This window comes from Austwickia chelonae (genome assembly GCF_003391095.1).
In the GTDB taxonomy this organism is placed as follows: domain Bacteria; phylum Actinomycetota; class Actinomycetes; order Actinomycetales; family Dermatophilaceae; genus Austwickia; species Austwickia chelonae_A.
The window spans coordinates 807,836-824,382 of the sequence record NZ_CP031447.1 but is presented as its reverse complement, the minus strand read 5'-3'; the positions used below and the strand labels follow the sequence as shown (position 1 = coordinate 824,382).

13 protein-coding genes and 1 tRNA gene are annotated in these 16,547 nt (G+C 64.4%); 2 read left to right on the top strand and 12 right to left on the bottom strand.

Annotation, left to right across the window (positions count from 1 at the left end; translation table 11 throughout):
- Window positions 1-3: 3 nt before the first annotated feature.
- From DX923_RS03675 to argS, 11 genes are all read right to left on the bottom strand, one after another.
- Complete coding sequence (locus tag DX923_RS03675; protein ID WP_116112773.1) at window positions 4-675, bottom strand: L-threonylcarbamoyladenylate synthase; 672 nt, start codon at window positions 673-675, stop codon at window positions 4-6.
- A gap of 9 nt (window positions 676-684) precedes the next feature.
- Window positions 685-1,233 carry a hypothetical protein gene (locus tag DX923_RS16080; RefSeq protein ID WP_205413099.1) on the bottom strand — a complete coding sequence of 183 codons (549 nt, stop codon included), beginning with the start codon at window positions 1,231-1,233 and terminating at the stop codon, window positions 685-687.
- Window positions 1,234-1,492: 259 nt separating this feature from the next.
- Window positions 1,493-2,308: a peptide chain release factor N(5)-glutamine methyltransferase gene (gene prmC, locus DX923_RS03660; protein ID WP_240322727.1), complete on the bottom strand. Its 816-nt coding sequence runs from the start codon at window positions 2,306-2,308 to the stop codon at window positions 1,493-1,495.
- 95 nt (window positions 2,309-2,403) lie between these two features.
- On the bottom strand, window positions 2,404-3,486 hold the full coding sequence (prfA, locus tag DX923_RS03655) for a peptide chain release factor 1 (RefSeq protein ID WP_116112766.1): 1,083 nt from the start codon (window positions 3,484-3,486) through the stop codon (window positions 2,404-2,406).
- A 102-nt stretch (window positions 3,487-3,588) separates the two neighbouring features.
- Window positions 3,589-3,804 (bottom strand): 50S ribosomal protein L31, encoded by a 216-nt coding sequence (rpmE, locus tag DX923_RS03650; RefSeq protein WP_116112765.1) that lies wholly within the window; start codon window positions 3,802-3,804, stop codon window positions 3,589-3,591.
- A 225-nt stretch (window positions 3,805-4,029) separates the two neighbouring features.
- Complete coding sequence (rho, locus tag DX923_RS03645) at window positions 4,030-6,027, bottom strand: transcription termination factor Rho (RefSeq protein WP_116112763.1); 1,998 nt, start codon at window positions 6,025-6,027, stop codon at window positions 4,030-4,032.
- Window positions 6,028-6,398: 371 nt separating this feature from the next.
- Window positions 6,399-7,382 carry a homoserine kinase gene (locus tag DX923_RS03640; protein ID WP_116116133.1) on the bottom strand — a complete coding sequence of 328 codons (984 nt, stop codon included), beginning with the start codon at window positions 7,380-7,382 and terminating at the stop codon, window positions 6,399-6,401.
- 7 nt (window positions 7,383-7,389) lie between these two features.
- Window positions 7,390-8,496: a threonine synthase gene (gene thrC, locus DX923_RS03635; RefSeq protein ID WP_116112762.1), complete on the bottom strand. Its 1,107-nt coding sequence runs from the start codon at window positions 8,494-8,496 to the stop codon at window positions 7,390-7,392.
- Window position 8,497: 1 nt separating this feature from the next.
- Entirely contained in the window at window positions 8,498-9,844 is a 1,347-nt protein-coding gene (locus DX923_RS03630) for a homoserine dehydrogenase (RefSeq protein WP_116112760.1), read from the bottom strand.
- A gap of 105 nt (window positions 9,845-9,949) precedes the next feature.
- Window positions 9,950-11,386, bottom strand: coding sequence for a diaminopimelate decarboxylase (lysA, locus tag DX923_RS03625; protein ID WP_116112758.1), 1,437 nt, complete (start codon window positions 11,384-11,386; stop codon window positions 9,950-9,952).
- An 11-nt stretch (window positions 11,387-11,397) separates the two neighbouring features.
- On the bottom strand, window positions 11,398-13,074 hold the full coding sequence (gene argS, locus DX923_RS03620; RefSeq protein ID WP_116112756.1) for an arginine--tRNA ligase: 1,677 nt from the start codon (window positions 13,072-13,074) through the stop codon (window positions 11,398-11,400).
- 208 nt (window positions 13,075-13,282) lie between these two features.
- Here argS and DX923_RS03615 point away from each other — a divergent pair.
- Together DX923_RS03615 and DX923_RS03610 are read left to right on the top strand one after the other, a co-directional pair.
- Window positions 13,283-13,354: transfer RNA gene (locus DX923_RS03615), tRNA-Arg, on the top strand.
- A 190-nt stretch (window positions 13,355-13,544) separates the two neighbouring features.
- Window positions 13,545-14,948 carry an LssY C-terminal domain-containing protein gene (locus DX923_RS03610; RefSeq protein ID WP_116112755.1) on the top strand — a complete coding sequence of 468 codons (1,404 nt, stop codon included), beginning with the start codon at window positions 13,545-13,547 and terminating at the stop codon, window positions 14,946-14,948.
- 66 nt (window positions 14,949-15,014) lie between these two features.
- On the opposite strand, the gene DX923_RS03605 is transcribed toward DX923_RS03610, so the two are convergent.
- Window positions 15,015-16,367, bottom strand: a complete 1,353-nt coding sequence (locus DX923_RS03605; protein WP_116112753.1) for an MFS transporter — start codon at window positions 16,365-16,367, stop codon at window positions 15,015-15,017.
- Window positions 16,368-16,547 lie beyond the last annotated feature (180 nt).

Genomic DNA, 16,547 nt, shown 5'->3' with positions numbered 1-16,547 from the left:
CCCTCAGCTCTCGGTGGCCGGCATCGATTCGGAGGAAGGATGCTCCAGACCCGCTGCACGCCGGATCTCCGACTCCGGAAGGACCCCTTGCCGCAAGATGACAGGCTCGTCCTTGGTGCAGTCGACAATGGTCGAAGCCACCGCACCCCGAGCAGGCCCTGCGTCGAGGTAGACCTCCACCGCTGGACCGAACATGGTCGCGGCGTCGAGAACCGAGGCGGCCGGAGGCGCCCCCGTCCGGTTCGCGCTGCTGACCGCCATCGGTCCGGTCTGAGCGAGCAGTGCCAGAGCGACGGCGTCATCGGGCATCCGTAGCCCCACCGTCCCATTCGTCTCCCCCAGATCCCACATCAAGGAAGCATGAGCTCGCAGGATCAGGGTCAACGGGCCAGGCCAGAAAGCCTTCATCAGCTGACGGGCGTAACCGGGCACCTCAGCGGCCAGTCCGTCCACAGTATGCGGTGAGGACACCAGGACCGCCGGTGGCATCTCCCGCCCACGCCCCTTCGCAGCCAGGACCGCAGTCACCGCAGCGGCGTTGAAAGCATCAGCACCGATTCCATAGACCGTGTCGGTGGGCATGACGACCAGACGCCCGTCGCGGACGGCCGCCGCTGCTCGAGCGACGGCCTCCGCCCGGGCGTCTTCGGTGGTGCAATCGATGACGGGGCTCATGGCCTCAGTCTAGAAGTCGTCGAAGAACCCGCCCTCGGAGTCGTCACCGAAGCCGAAGAAATCTCCGACCTCAGGCATCTCCACATCGGGGATGAGCCCCTCAGCAGCAGCATCCCACTGCTGGAAAGTGTTCTCGTCGAAGAGCGAGCTGAAGACCGCCGTTCCGATGACGCCGGCGGCGACACCTCCGAGGAGGGCAGCGCCCATACCCAGAGCGGCGCCTCCCCTGCTCATTCCGCCCGCTTCGTTTCCCATCACCTTCTGCAAGGACCCAGGCTCGCGCATCTCGGTCCGGGTCGCCGAACGCGCCAGAGCCTGCGGGCTGTCATCCGCCGGCTTATCTGCGGGATTGCCTTGCGAAAGGCGGGCAAGAAGCTCTTTGCGCTGTTCGGGGTTCAGCTTGGCAAAAGCCTCTTCATGAGCTTTTTCGATCTGGTCAGGCGGAGCCGTCTGCAACATGTACTGGTAACGCTTGATGGCCTGTTCATCAGCAGCGGAGATCGCTTGTCCTTCTGGTGCCGACGCAGCCGGAGCTGCTGCCGGTGCTGGGGCTGGCATGGCAGGAGCTGCTGCCTGAGCCGGAGCAGGCGGCGCTGCCGGTGCCGGTGCCGGCGCAGGTGCGGGCTGCGCCGCTGGCGCTTCACCCTGCCCCTGGTCCTTTCGGCCACCACCGAACAGGCGGTCAAAGAAACCCATGGTCGTCCCTTCACGTCGGATCGGGCCCGGAATGCCCGTCGCTTACGGGTTGTCAACGTGTAAGAATCAACTGACGTTCCCCGAATACGACATTAAAAGGCTTAATCCAGGCCGAAATTCGTCAACTTTTGACAGCTCTGGTGACTCGCGGCCGATCAGTCAGGTCGCTCAGGTCCTCAACCTCCGTCCAACCGCCCCGCGCATCTATCGCCGCGGGCAGGCTCTCCCCCTGCGCCTCAGCATGCTCCATGAACAGCACCCCGCCCGGGACCAGGAGTCGAAGAGCCTGATCGACCATGCGCAGCGGAATCGCCAGACCGTCGGCGCTTCCTCCGTAGAGCGCCATGCGCGGATCGTGTCGACGGACTTCCAGGTCCACCGGGACCATGCCATCCGGAATGTACGGCGGATTACAGGTGACCACATCCACCTGGCCACCGACCCCGGCCAGAGCCGACAGCGACAGATCACCGGCGTCGCCCTCGATCAGCACGATTCCTTCGCCGTGCTCGGCCACATTGCGAGCGGCATAGACCAAAGCCTCTGAAGAGAGTTCCACCGCGTGAACTTCAACACCGCGTGTCTCGTCCGCCACGGCGAGGGCAACCGCTCCGGATCCGGTGCACAGATCGACCATCACCTGAGACCGGCCGGTCTCCTGCTCCCGAGAGATCAGCTCCCGGATCGCCAACCCGGCGAGGAGTTCGGTCTCCGGCCGAGGGATGAAGACCCCCGGTCCCACGCTCAGTTCCAGGCGGCGGAAAGCCACTTTCCCCGTCAGATGTTGCAGCGGGATCCGTCCAGCACGTCGGCGGACCAGGGCTCCGTAGCCCTCCGGGGTCGGCGTACCGAGGATGGCACGGCTGTGTACCTCGCCCGGTGAGATCCCCGCCAGATGAGCCGCCAGCAGCACGGCGTCCGTCTGCGGGCTTGACACACCCGCAGTCGAGAGCACTGAGGTGGCCCATCGCAGCGCTCTCGAAAGATCTTCCGGCACTTGATCCGTCACCGCTTCCTCCTCCGGCGCTGCGCTCATGGGCGATCGACCATCCGCGCCAGCCGAGCTGCCTCGTCCGCGTCGACGGCAGATTGCACGACCGGATCCAGCTCTCCGTCCAGAACCGTGTCGAGGTTGTACGCCTTGAAGCCGGTGCGGTGATCGGCGATGCGGTTCTCCGGAAAGTTGTACGTCCGGATACGTTCGCTACGGTCGACCGTACGGACCTGGCTACGACGAGCATCTGCTGCCTGCGCATCCTGCTCGTCCACCCGCATCTGGTGGAGTCGTGCGCGCAGCACCCGCAGCGCCGATTCCTTGTTCTGCAACTGCGACTTCTCGTTCTGACAACTGACGACAAGGCCCGTGGGCAGATGTGTGATCCGCACTGCGGAGTCGGTGGTGTTGACGCTCTGCCCGCCGGGGCCGGAAGAACGATAGACGTCGATGCGTAGGTCGGCCGGAAAGATCTCGACCTCTTCGGGGTCGTCGAGATCCGGCATCACCAAGACCCCTGCCGCTGAAGTGTGGATCCGGCCTTGGCTCTCGGTCACCGGGACCCGCTGCACCCGATGAACTCCGCCCTCGTACTTCAGCCGCGCCCATGGCGCCTCGCCCGGGCCGGGGACACCTCGCGCCGACACCGCCAGCCGCACATCTTTGTACCCGCCCAGATCGGATTCCATCAGATCCAGGATCTGCGTCGACCAACCACGACGTTCGGCATAGCGCAGGTACATCCGGAGCAGGTCACCGGCGAAGAGCGCAGATTCTTCACCACCCTCACCTGCCTTGATCTCCACGATCGCATCTCGATCGTCATCGGGATCCCGGGGGACGAGGAGCGCACGCAGATGGCTGCGCGCAGCATCGAGTCGTTCCTGCATTGCAGGGATCTCCTCGGCGAACGAAGCATCCTCCACGGCAAGCTCACGCGCAGCAGACAGATCTTCGGTGAGAACCTTGACCTCGCTGTAGGAGCGCACGACCGGTGCCAGCGCGGCGTATCGCTTGTTGAGTTTCTTCACCAAGGCCTGGTCCGCGAAAACGGATGGATCGGCCAACCGCGCCTCGATCTCGGCGTATTCCTGAGCCTGTGCTGCTGCGGACTCCAACATCTCGCTTCTCCTCATCGGCATGAAGGACGACTCTGTGCCTGACATGCGCCGACGCCGACCCGACATGCCATGGAGCATGCGGGTCGGCGTCGGACAGGGAAGCTACTTGGCAGCCTTCTTGCCGTAGCGCGCCTGGAAGCGGGCCACACGACCACCGGTGTCGAGGATCTTCTGCTTGCCCGTGTAGAACGGGTGGCACTGGCTGCAGACATCGGCGCTGATCGCACCGTTCTTGGCCGTGCTGCGGGTGGTGAAGGTGTTCCCGCAGGTACAGGTCACCGTGGTCTCCACGTAAGTGGGGTGGATGTCTTTCTGCACGATCTCTCCTCAGGGGGTGGTCGCCCTGCCGGGTCGCGCACCTCGGATGGTGCGACGTGAACCGGCAGCCAACACCCCAGTTTGCCAGAGATCGCCGAGCACCGAGAAATCCTGACGAAACATCCCAGCCTTGAGAGATCGACGCGGGCCCGGCCAGAAAGACCGAGCCCGCGCTACTGAAAGCCAGGCCCCCTCAGAAGATCACTTCCGAAGGAAGGAACCGGTTCAGTCCTCGTCGTCCAATTTGATGCTGCTGTTGCGCTGGACCATCATCAGGAACTCTGCGTTCTGCTTGGTCTTCTTCATCTGAGCGAGCAGGAGCTCCAAAGCAGCCTGGGACTCCAGAGCGGACAGGATCCGCCGCAGCTTCCACATGAGCTTCAGCTCGTCCGCGCTCATCAGGATCTCCTCCCGACGCGTTCCCGAAGGATTCACGTCGACAGCAGGGAAGATCCGGCGGTCGGCAAGCTGGCGAGACAACCGCAGCTCCATGTTTCCGGTGCCCTTGAACTCCTCGAAGATGACCTCGTCCATCTTGGAACCGGTCTCTACCAGCGCCGTGGCCAGGATGGTCAGCGACCCACCGTTCTCGATATTGCGCGCAGCACCGAAGAAACGCTTCGGCGGGTAGAGCGCCGAGGAGTCGACACCACCGGAAAGGATCCGACCGGAGGCTGGGGCCGCCAGGTTGTAAGCACGCCCCAGGCGAGTGATGGAGTCGAGCAGAACCACGACATCATGCCCCATTTCGACGAGCCGCTTCGCCCGCTCGATCGCCAGCTCGGCCACGGTGGTGTGGTCGTCTGCAGGCCGGTCGAAGGTCGAGGCGATGACCTCGCCCTTCACGGTGCGCTGCATATCGGTGACCTCTTCGGGGCGCTCGTCGACGAGCACCACCATCAAGTGGGCCTCCGGGTTGTTCTTCGTGATCGCATTGGCGATGGCCTGCAGGATCAGGGTCTTACCGGCCTTGGGCGGGGAGACGATCAGACCACGTTGGCCCTTACCGATCGGCGACACGAGGTCGATGATCCGGGTCGTGTAGATATTCGGTTCGGTCTCCAAGCGCAGACGTTCCTGCGGGTAGAGCGGCGTGAGCTTGTTGAACTCGACCCGCCCCCTGGCCGAGTCCGGAGAGCCACCGTTGACCGTGTCCAAGCGCACCAAAGCGTTGAACTTCTGGCGCGCGGGGAGCTGCTCGCCCTCCCGGAGGGCCTTGACCGCTCCGGTCACGGCGTCGCCCTTACGCAGCCCGTTCTTCTTGACGATGCCCAAGGGGACGTAGACGTCATTGGGGCCAGGCAGGTATCCGCTGGTCCGCACGAAAGCGTAGTTGTCCAGGACGTCGAGGATCCCGGCGATCGGCACCAGGACGTCGTCCTCGGTGAAGGTCTCCATCTGATCGCTGTAGTCGTCTCCCATGCCGCGGTTGCCCCGGCGCTTACGGTCACGGCTGCGCTGGCGGTTACGACGGCGGCCGCCACGGCTGTCGTCGTCCTCGCCGAAGCGTCGGCTCTCGCCCTGACGCCCGCTGCCCTGTGAGGACTCACCGCGAGAGTCACCGCGCGACTCACCGCGTGACTGGCCCGAGTCAGCGCCCTGATCCCCGCTCTGTCGGGAGTCACGCTGCCGCTCACGGCGGGATCGGCGACGCCCCTGTCCTTCGTCGTTGTTCTGTGTGCTCTCGTTGTTACCAGAGCTTTGCTGCCGGTCATCGGCCTGCTCGGTCCGCGAAGTGGTTTTCTCCTGCTCCGCCGGAGCCGGTGCGCCCTCCTCGCGTCGTTCCGGCGCGGCGACCGGCGCGGTGGCCCGACGAGAACGACGCTGACGACCGGTGCCGACCGAGTTCGTCTCGTCCTGCGCGCTCGGCGCGGAGCGTTCTTCTCCTGCTGACCTCTTCACCACAGGCTCCGCATCTTTCGTGGTCTTCTCCGAGGGAGTGGAGCGTTGTTCTCCCTCCTGCGAGGCGCTCTTCCTCTCCGGGACAGAGCTGGACTGAACCTTGCCTGCCCTTCGAGGCGCAGCAACCTGGACGTCGATAGTGGACGCGCCTCCCTGGCGCTCCTTGATGGCGAGGATCAAATCACCCTTGCGCATGCCGGACGTACCGGAGATACCCATGGCCTGCGCAAGGTTCTGGAGCTCGGCCAGCCGCAGCGTCGTCAGGCCGCGACGTTTCGGAGCCTCATCCGCAGGCGTGGAGAGCTCGGTGGTGTCAGTCACGAAGGTCCTTCCCTCGTCGTACGAAGCCGGTCAGCTACCGGACCTCGACCTCGGTCGGCGGACCGTCACGCAGGGACGACGGCAGCGCCAATGTAGAATTTCCGCCCGGACCTGCATATTTTCAGGCCCCCTTGTCGCGATCTGCGGCAAAGGAAATTGGCGGCGATGGTTGGGGAGGTCGGCCAGCAACGGGATTGCATCAACCGTTGGTGACGATCTGCTCCGGTGTGCTATCGGATCCGATCAGGGCTGGCCGATATGGCGCACGGTTCCCCGTGGAGCAAGTCGAATGTAGCACGATTAGTTCCGCTGGATCGAACGCGCCACCGCTTTCACCCAGCTGGACGTACTCGCCATAGACGCTGACGGATTCACTCCTCAGCCGAGCGCTCCGATCGGAGCAGTGCTGCCTCGACCCCGCGCCCTGGGACACCCGGCGTCAGAACCTGCCACCGGTCAGGCTCCGCACCGCAAATCACCTTGGCGCGCTCGACGACCTCAGCCGCACGATCCTGAGTGGTCAACACCATTGCCGTCGGGCCTGCGCCGGAGACCACCGCAGCGAAATGCGATGAGCGGAGCTCGTCGACGACCCGCATCGTCGCGGGATACGCGATGCGACGCTGCTCCTGGTGCAGCCATTCGCAGGTCGCAGCCATGAGCAGCTCCGGGCTTCGACTCATCGCCTCTACCAGCAGCGCAGCCCGGCCCGCCGTCGCTGAAGCCGCTTTCAAGGACACCTCTGTGGGCAATGCGGCCCGGGCCGATGCCGTCGACAGTTCCGCATCAGGTACCAGCACCACAGGCACGATGTCCTCGTGCACCGCGATCTGCGCAGTGCGGAACCCGACCCCGGAGCCCCCTTCGGACCAGGAGACCGTCATCCCGCCGAAAACACTCGCCGAGCTGTTGTCCGGATGCCCCTCCACCCGAGCCGCCATCTCATTGACGAAATCCCGGTCGATCGCGATCTCTCCGGCCGAGGCCGATCCTGCCGAAGCCGCCTCCAGCGCGCTCGCCAAGGCGAATCCGGCCACTGCGGCTGTCGCCGAACTCCCCATTCCCCTGCTGTGCGGAATCCGGTTGACGCAGATCAGCTCCAGCCCCGAGGTCAGCGGGCTCCCCAACTCGACAAGCCCTTGAGCGAGGCATCGATACAGTAGGTGCCTTTCGTCGGTCGGGACTTGACCAGCACCTTCGCCCTCGATACGGATCCGAAGCCCTTCGCCGCCCACCGCGACCTCTGCCTCGTCCCACACTCCCAGGGCAAGCCCGACGGAGTCGAAACCCGGCCCAAGGTTCGCGCTACTCGCCGGCACCCGTACCCGGAGCCGCAGCCCTTCCACGGAGTGCATCACCGGATCAGAACTCGAGTCCCAGGGCGCGGGCAGCGCTCACTGCATCCGCACCGATCTTGGTCGGAGTCATCTCCCTGCCGTCTGTTCCACGCAAGGCCCAGGCCGGATCCTTCAAACCGTGTCCGGTCACCGTGCACACGATCGTCGCGCCGGAAGGCACCAGCCCTGCAGTATGCATCTTGAGCAGTCCGGCCACACTCGCTGCCGAAGCCGGTTCCACGAAGATGCCCTCCGTGGAGGAGAGCAGCCGATGGGCTTCGAGGATCTCGGTGTCTGTCACCGCATCGATCAGGCCGCCGGAGCTGTCCCTGGCCTCCTCGGCCTGCTGCCAACTAGCCGGGTTACCGATCCGGATGGCGGTAGCGATGGTCTCCGGCTCGTCGACTGGATGTCCGAGCACGATCGGGGCGGCTCCCGCGGCTTGGAATCCCCACATCTTGGGCATCCGCGTCGCAGGCCCGCCGGTGCCTGCCTCCCCCTGGGCGCCTGGAGTCCCGCCGACATATTCCTGGTAGCCGCGCCAGTAGGCCGTGATGTTTCCCGCATTACCCACCGGGAGGCAGTGGATGTCCGGGGCATCGCCCAGCGCGTCGACGATCTCGAAGGAGGCGGTCTTCTGCCCTTCGATCCGTGCGGGGTTGACCGAGTTCACCAGTTCGACCGGGTAGGCCTCTGACAGTTTTCGAGCCACCATCAGGCAGTCGTCGAAGTTGCCTTCCACCTGCAACAATGTGGCGCCATGGGCGATGGCCTGAGAGAGCTTCCCCATCGCGATCTTGCCCTCGGGAACGAGCACCCCACACGTCATCCCGGCCTTCATCGCGTAAGCAGCCGCCGAGGCGCTCGTGTTACCGGTAGAGGCGCAGATGACAGCCTCCGCCCCGTGTGCCGCGGCCATCGACATCGCCGTGGTCATCCCCCGGTCCTTGAAGGATCCGGTGGGGTTCATCCCCTCGAATTTCACCCACACCTTCGCGTTCACCTGGGCGGAAAGCCTCTCCGCCTCGATGAGCGGGGTTCCGCCTTCGCAGAGCGAAACGACCGGCGCCCCGTCGAGCATCGGCAGCCGATCCGTGTACTCCCGAATCACGCCACGCCACTGGTGTGCCATGTCACTCTCCTTCCACACGCATGACGCTCGTCACGCCGCGCACGATCTCCAGATCCGCCAGATCGTCGACGGTCGCAGCCAGGGCTGAATCCGCAGCAGTATGGGTCACGACCACGAGCTGTGCCACAGATCCGGGCAACTCCCGTTCCGCCTCGTCGAGGTCGTGCGGCGGGCAGGCCTCTTGACGGACCTGTTGAATGGACACCCCGTGAGTGGCGAACACCGAAGCGACCTGTGCCAGAACACCAGGAAGGTCCGCGACCTCAAGGTTGATGTAATAACGCGTGGCGGCGCTGCCCATCGGCAGGACGGCCAGATCGGCGTAGGCGGATTCCTTGGGTCCCAGTCCACCACCCACACGATGCCGAGCGACGGCCACCACGTCGCCGAGGACGGCTGAGGCTGTCGGATCCCCGCCCGCGCCCGGGCCGTAGAACATGAGCTGTCCGGCTGCCGAGGCCTCGACGAAGACCGCGTTGAAAGCCTCGCGGACACCGGCGAGCGGATGGCTTCGGGGAACCATGGCCGGGTGCACGCGGACACTCACCCCCTGCACGCCCTGCGCATCGGAGACGCGCTCACAGATCGCCAGCAGCTTGACGACACAATCCATCTCCGCTGCGGCGACCACATCAGCAGCGGACACCTCCGTGATGCCCTCACGGTAAACGTCTCGGCTGCTGACCCGGGTGTGGAAGGCCAGCGAGGCCAAGATCGCTGCTTTGGCCGCAGCATCGAAGCCTTCGACATCGGCGGTGGGGTCGGCCTCCGCATAGCCCAATGCCTGAGCCTGTTCCACCGCTTCGGAGAAACCGGCTCCGGTGGCATCCATCTTGTCCAGGACGTAGTTGGTGGTGCCGTTGACGATGCCGATGATGCGGGAGACGTCGTCCCCGGCGAGGGACTCCCGCAAGGGACGCAACAGGGGGATCGCGCCGGCGACAGCGGCTTCGAAGTACAGGTCGACGCCATGTCTGGCAGCCGCTTCGTACAAGGCTGGGCCGTCTTCGGCGAGCAGGGCCTTGTTCGCGGTGACGACGCTGGCCCCATGCTCCATCGCGCGCAAGATGAGACCACGCGCCGGCTCGATCCCTCCGATGACCTCGACGACGATATCTGCCCTGGTCACCAGCTCTTCAGCGTCCGTGGTGAAGACGTCATCGGGAAGAAGTGTGTCACTGCGATCGCGCCCGAGACGACGCACCGCGACCCCTTCGATCCGGATCGGTCGACCGATCCGGGCAGTCAAGTCGTCAGCATTCTGCGTGAGCAGACGCGCCACGGACGAACCGACTACCCCGCACCCGAGCAGGGCGACGCGCAGAGGGACAACAGCGTTGTCGCTCAAGGGAACTCTCCTTACTGCTCTGATGAATGAAGCTAGACCGCCCAGCGCTCCGACCTCAGGATTTCCCGAGAAGGACGAATTCGAGTCAGCCCTTCCGAAGAAGGATCAGACGTCGACGTCCAAGCCCAGAATGTCCTCGATCGTCTCCCTACGGATGATCACCCGGGCCTCGGTCACACCTTCGTCAGTACGCCGGACCGCGAGTACCGGAGGACGCGGCACATGGTTGTACTGGCTGGACAACGCCCGGCAGTAGGCCCCGGTGCCAGGCACCGCCACCAGATCCCCCGGTCGCACATCCTGCGGAAGATACTCGTCCATCACGACGATATCGCCCGATTCACAATGTTTCCCGACCACACGACTGATCATCGGCGGAGCATCGCTACGCCGATTCGCCAAGGTCACCGAGTAGTCCGCCCCGTAGAGCGCGGTGCGGGCGTTATCACTCATCCCGCCATCGACCGAGACATAGGCCCGACGGGCCCCGTGGTCGAGGTGGACCTCCTTGACCGTGCCGACCTCGTACACGGTCAAGGCCGACGGACCGGCGATGGCCCGCCCGGGCTCGATCGAGACCGCAGGCACCTCGATCCCCTCGACTGCGCATTCCCGGGTGATGATCCCGGCCAGCTGGGTACCCAGCTCAGCGGCCGACAGCGGGGTGTTCTCCGAGGTGTAGGCAATACCGAAGCCACCTCCGAGATCCAGCTCGGGCATGGTGTGCCCCAGGTCTCGGGCGATCTGCGCGTGCAAGGCCAGCACTCGACGGGCCGCCACCTCGAAACCCGAGGTGTCGAAGATCTGCGAGCCGATGTGGCTGTGCAGCCCGAGCAGGTCGAGTTCCGAGCGTGCCAGGACCGCCTCGGCCGCTTTCAGTGCCTGGCCACCGGCGATGGAGAAACCGAACTTCTGGTCCTCGTGCGCGGTAGCGATGAACTCGTGGGTGTGGGCCTCGACGCCCGCGGTCACCCGCAGCATCACCGGAGCCACAACACCGAGGCGCGCTGCGATCCCTGCGACCCGTTCGATCTCGTCGAAGCTGTCCATCACGATGCGGCCGATGCCGTAACGCAGACCCGCCTCGATCTCGGCGACAGACTTGTTGTTGCCGTGCATCTCCAGGCGTTCCCCGGGGAAGCCCACCCGTTGGGCTACCGCCAGTTCGCCCCCGGAGCAGACGTCCAGGCCCAGCCCCTCGTCCATGATCCAACGAGCCACCTGGGTACACAGGAAGGCCTTACCCGCGTAGTAGACCTTCAGCCCGCCGCAGTCGGCGAACGGGGCCGCGAAATCGTCGCGGAACGATCTCGCCCGCGCCCGGAAATCGGCCTCGTCCACGACATAGGCCGGGGTACCGTGTTCCGCCACGATGTCGGTGATCCGGAGCCCCGCCACCGTGAGAACACCATCGGGATCCTTGCCGACACCGGAGGACCAGAGCTGGGGCAACAAACCGTTGACATCCGTCGGATGCGGGAGCCACTGCGGAGCAGCCCCATAACCATCCGAGTGGAGAGCGCCTGCCTCGTGCGCGCGCATCACACCGCCCTTCAGAGCTGCTCAGGCGCAGAGACGCCGAGCAGGTCGAGTCCGTTGGCCAACACCTGGCGAGTGGCATCGTTGAGCCACAACCGGGTGCGGTGCAGATCGGTGACCTCTTCGAGGACGCCATCACGCTGCGCAGGGCGTACCCGGCACTCGTCGTACCACTTGTGGTACTTCGCAGCGAGATCTTCCAGGTAACGAGCGACCCGGTGTGGTTCCCGCAGGGCAGCTGCCTGAGCCACGATTCGAGGGTAGTCGCCGAGGATCGCCAGGAGCGCCGACTCGGTCTCGTGGGTGAGCATCTCGGGTGAGAACGCGTCCTCGCGGTGCACTCCGTCCAGCGCGGCGAGCCTGGCGACATTGCAGGTGCGGGCGTGCGCGTACTGGACGTAGAAGACCGGGTTGTCATTCGACCGTTGCACCAGCAGGTCGAGGTCGATGTCGATATTGGAATCCATCGAGTACCGGGAGATCTGGTACCGCGCGGCGTCGACGCCCACGGCTTCGACCAGGTCTTCCATGACCACGACGGTGCCGGCACGTTTGCTCATCCGGACCGGTTGTCCGTCCTTGACCAGGTTCACCATCTGTCCGATCAGGATGACCAGGTTCTCCCAGGGGGTGTCCCCGAAGGCTGCACACATCGCCATCATCCGGCCCACGTAGCCGTGGTGATCGGCTCCGAGGATCAGGATCTCCATGTCGGCGCCGCGTTCGCGCTTGTCCAGGTAGTACGCGATGTCTCCGGCCAGGTAAGCGGCTTCACCGTCGGACTTGATGATGACGCGGTCCTTGTCGTCACCGAAGTCCGTGGTCTTCAGCCAGAGCGCACCATCACGCTGCTCGGTACGGCCCAACTCCGTCAGCCGGCCGATCGCACGCTCGACGGAGCCGTTCTCGTGCAGAGAATTCTCGTGGAAGTAGACGTCGAAGTCGACACCGAAGTTGTGCAGGCTCTTCTTGATCTGGCCGAACATCATGTCGACGCCACGTGACCGGAAGATCTCCTGCGCCTGGGCGTCGTCCTTCTCCAGGACATCGGGCTCCTGAGCGACGACTGCCGCGGCGATGTCGGAGATGTACGCGCCGGCGTACCCGTCCTCGGGGGCGTCCTCGCCTCGGGCCGCAGCCAACAGGCTGCGTGCGAAGCGATCGATCTGTGCTCCGTGGTCGTTGAAGTAGTACTCGCGGGTCACGGTGGCGCCGGCGGCCTCCAACATCCGGGCCAGCGCGTCGCCCACGGCCGCCCACCGTGTTCCGCCCAGGTGGATCGGCCCGGTCGGGTTCGCAGAGACGAATTCGAGGTTGACATTCTTCCCGGCCAGGGCGTCTCCTCGCCCGTACGACCTTCCCGCATCGACGATGGCGTGAGCCAGTTCACCCGCACTAGCTGCGTCCAGGACGATGTTCAGGAATCCAGGTCCGGCGATGTCCACTCGGGAGATACCAGGCTGCTCCTGGAGCCGGGTGGCCAGGGCAGAGGCCAGCTCGCGAGGGTTCCGGCCTGCTTTCTTGGCCAATTGCATCGCGATATTCGTCGACCAGTCCCCGTGTTCTCTGCTCCGGGGTCGCTCGACACGGACAGAGGCGGGTACAGCCTCGGCCTCCAGAGGGATGTCGCCTGCGGCGACGGCGTCGCGCAAGCAGCTGGTGATGGTCTGGGCGAGCTCGTCGGGTGTCACCCCGACATACTACGAAGTCGGCACGCCTCACAAGTTTTCCGTCCGTACTGCGGGAGTCCGCGCCCCTGCACGGCAGCCTCGCCCTTCACCGGAGCGGATCTCGCAATGCGCCCACGAGAAAGCCCTCACCAGGCGGTTCCCTTCTTGGGCGTTCGAGCTGGTAACGTTCTCCTGTCACTCGTCACTACGGACGGTGACACGTGAGTGCGCCCCCGTAGCTCAGGGGATAGAGCACCGCCCTCCGGAGGCGGGAGCGCAGGTTCGAATCCTGCCGGGGGCACTCGATGCAGCTGAGGGGCGAGACCACACCGGTCTCGCCCCTTGCTTGTGCCCTGACCATCTCGCCTTCCGCAGTCGCCGCGAAGTCCCCTTTATCTCCTGTCCCGGAACGACGATGAGCCAGGTGGCTACATGAAGGATCAGACACCCGTGCGACTCTGTGACAGCACGTAAGCCGGGAAGGACGGTAAATGACCACGCCAGTACGCAAGCCTGTCTACGACCATGTGCCTGAAAAGGTCGAGACCTACGCCTTGCGACGATTCTTCACCCTGGACCTCGTTGAGAACCTGTTCTTCGGGGTCACCACATTCCTGACCTTCGTCTTCGCCTTCCTCATGCTCAGGCAAGGTGTGACGCGCTTTGTGTCCATCGCCTATCTCCTGGTCTTCTGGGCGGTGCTCGCCTATCTCGCGCTGCCACGCCTGCACCGCGTCCTGACCTCCCTCTACGTCCCCGACTACTTCATCGGGCGCAGCCGTACCAGCGACGGCCTCCTGGGAGACCCGGTCAACCTGGCCCTCCGCGGCAGCGCAGAGCAGATTCACGAGGCGATGACCCGCGCCGGCTGGGTACTGGCCGACCCGGTCAACATGGCCTCCAGCATCCGCATCGTCACCGCCTCAATCACCCGTAAGAGCTATCCCGAAGCTCCGGTCAGCCCACTGATGCTCTTCGGTTCCATGCAGGAGTTCGCCTACCAACAAGAAGTCGAGGGGAACCCCGCGCAACGTCACCACGTGCGCTTCTGGCGCGCTCCCGAAGGCTGGCTCTTGCCCGGCGGGCACCACGTCGACTGGCTCGCCGCAGGAACCTACGACCGCTCCGTCGGTTTCTCGTTGTTCACCCTGCAGGTCACCCACAAGATCGACCGCGACATCGACATCGAACGCGACTACATCGTCGACTCCATCGTCTACGCCGTCCCCGAGGCCACCGTCGATGTGATCGAGGACTTCTCCACCGGTTACCACTGCCGTAATGGCGGTGGCGACGCCGTCGCCACCGACGGTGACCTGCCGATCGTGCAACTCGGCGAACTCGTCGTCCCCAGCACCGATCAGAACGTCGACCTCAACACCGAGTACGGCTACACCACGGCCATCCCGACCAAGACGACCCGAGCAGAAGTCAAACAGGCCCGTCAGGAACGTCTACTGAACGAAGTAGGTCGGCGTCCATTCTCCATCGTCGTCGCCGGAGTCATGACATTGCTCTCCCTCCTGGGATCGGTCATCGCTGCGCTACGAAGCATCATCGACGTCGATATCATCAGCGAAGGCATATCCCCCGACGACAAAGCCCTCACCCAGATCATCCTGGCCGTCATCGTCATCGTGACTTACCTAATCATGGGCGCTTTGGCCTGGTCGACCTTCCGCGGAAGCAAGACTGCTCGGCTCTTCATGCTCGCATTGCTCTGCTTCTCCCTGATCGGGCAGCTTCTGCAGGCCTTCTACGGCGAACGACCGAACTGGGTCACCTTCTCGCCGATGAGTCTGGATCTGGCCACCATCTACGCCTTGACCAGCCTGTCCGCTCGTCAATGGACGAGCAAACCCGGAGCGGCGAGACTCTCCGCGAATCCCCGCTGACCGTTTCCAGACAAGCGTGGGGCCGACCGGACGATCGTCCGGTCGGCCCCACGCTTGTCTGGAAGATCAGATCGAATCCAACGACCGCCCCTTCGTCTCCTTCGCACACAGGTAGATGCACGAACCCACCACCAGCAGTACCGCGAAGAGGAAGAACGCCGGAGGCACCGCGTCCACGGTGACATTCTGCTTGTTCATGTCGCCTCCCACGATCACTCCCATCAGGCCCGGGCCCACCACCTTCGCCATCGCACCCAGCCCGTAGCCGAGCCCCAACCCCGTCGAGCGAGCTTCATTCGGGAATTGCTCGGCACCGAAGGCGTTCAGGATGCCGAAGGCTCCGTCACCGAAGCCCATGATGATCAGGACACCGATGAAAAAAGTCGTCCCGGAGGTAGACGTCGCCGCGACCACCGCGCCCGCTGCACCCAGCATCCCGAAGGAGAACATCGTCCAGCGACGGCCGATCCTGTCGGCCAGCCACGCCGAAGCCAATCGGCCCAACAAGTCGGCCAGGGAGACCCCCATGAACAGGTATCCCACCGTCGCAGCAGCGTAACCGTAGCCCTCCTTCAGCAAGGTCTGCCCCCAGGACTGCACCGTGAAGGAACCCAGGATGAAGCAGAACGACCCCAGCGTGACGATGATCAACGGGCGAAGATGCTTGCTGATCACCTGTCCGTAGGACATCCCCTTGTCGACCTTGGCCTCCGGAAGGGCACCGACCTGGTCCACCGGGATCTCCAGGGCCCAGGCCAACGACTGACGTGCTTCCTCGGTGCGCCCCTGCAACTGGAGATAACGCGGAGACTCCGGAACCTTCGCCAACCACAGGAGCAGGAAGATCGGGACAGCACCCAGGGCGATCAGCCCACGCCAGCCAATGATGTCCCCCAGCCAGGCCTGTGCCATCGAGCCCAGGAAGAGCCCCAAGGGGATGAACACCGAAGCAAGACCGGAAAGCAGTCCACGCTGAGCTGCGGGAACGAACTCCTGCACGTACGGGATCGAGGTGATGTTCAAGCCTCCGACGCCGATACCCACACCGATTCGCAGGATTGCCAATAGGATCCAGCCGCGCTCCGGGGTGAACACCGACAGCGCGGTGAAACCTACGAAAAGAATCACGCACCACTTGAAGGACTGCTTACGACCGACCATGTCGGCCAGACGGCCCCACATAATTGCGCCCACCACAGTTCCCAGACCGGAACAGGCCAGGATCACCCCGGATTCCAAACCGGTCAGTTGCCAAGGCTTGACCAGATAAGAAATGACGAACCCGATGAGGAACATGTCGAAGAACTCGGCGATATTGCCGGTGATGGCCAGACCGATCAAAGATCGCTGGTTACGCGTCAGTGGATGAGCATCTATCTGTTCCAGCGCCGTCATCGGCGTCGGCTGGGTAGCCGTCATGACAGGGTCACTTTCTTCACATCGTTGTGGAAAATAGCGCGGCCACATGACCCGGAGCCGCGTGAAGGCGAATCGATACGGCCGACCTCGGAGCCAGCACAGGAACAGGACCCGTCACTGGCTCCGAGGTGACGGCGGCGCCCGGACAACGCCGGCCGTCCCACCGCAAAAGACTTCGCC

Excerpts from the sequence above, each read along its gene's own strand:
- DX923_RS03675 (WP_116112773.1), bottom strand. The coding sequence starts at position 675 with ATGAGCCCCGTCATCGATTGCACCACCGAAGACGCCCGGGCGGAGGCC.
- prfA (WP_116112766.1), bottom strand. The coding sequence starts at position 3,486 with ATGTTGGAGTCCGCAGCAGCACAGGCTCAGGAATACGCCGAGATCGAG.
- DX923_RS03605 (WP_116112753.1), bottom strand. The coding sequence starts at position 16,367 with ATGACGGCTACCCAGCCGACGCCGATGACGGCGCTGGAACAGATAGAT.
- DX923_RS03640 (WP_116116133.1), bottom strand. The coding sequence starts at position 7,382 with ATGCACTCCGTGGAAGGGCTGCGGCTCCGGGTACGGGTGCCGGCGAGT.
- lysA (WP_116112758.1), bottom strand. The coding sequence starts at position 11,386 with ATGCGCGCGCACGAGGCAGGCGCTCTCCACTCGGATGGTTATGGGGCT.
- DX923_RS03610 (WP_116112755.1), top strand. The coding sequence starts at position 13,545 with ATGACCACGCCAGTACGCAAGCCTGTCTACGACCATGTGCCTGAAAAG.
- thrC (WP_116112762.1), bottom strand. The coding sequence starts at position 8,496 with ATGGCACACCAGTGGCGTGGCGTGATTCGGGAGTACACGGATCGGCTG.
- DX923_RS16080 (WP_205413099.1), bottom strand. The coding sequence starts at position 1,233 with ATGCCAGCCCCAGCACCGGCAGCAGCTCCGGCTGCGTCGGCACCAGAA.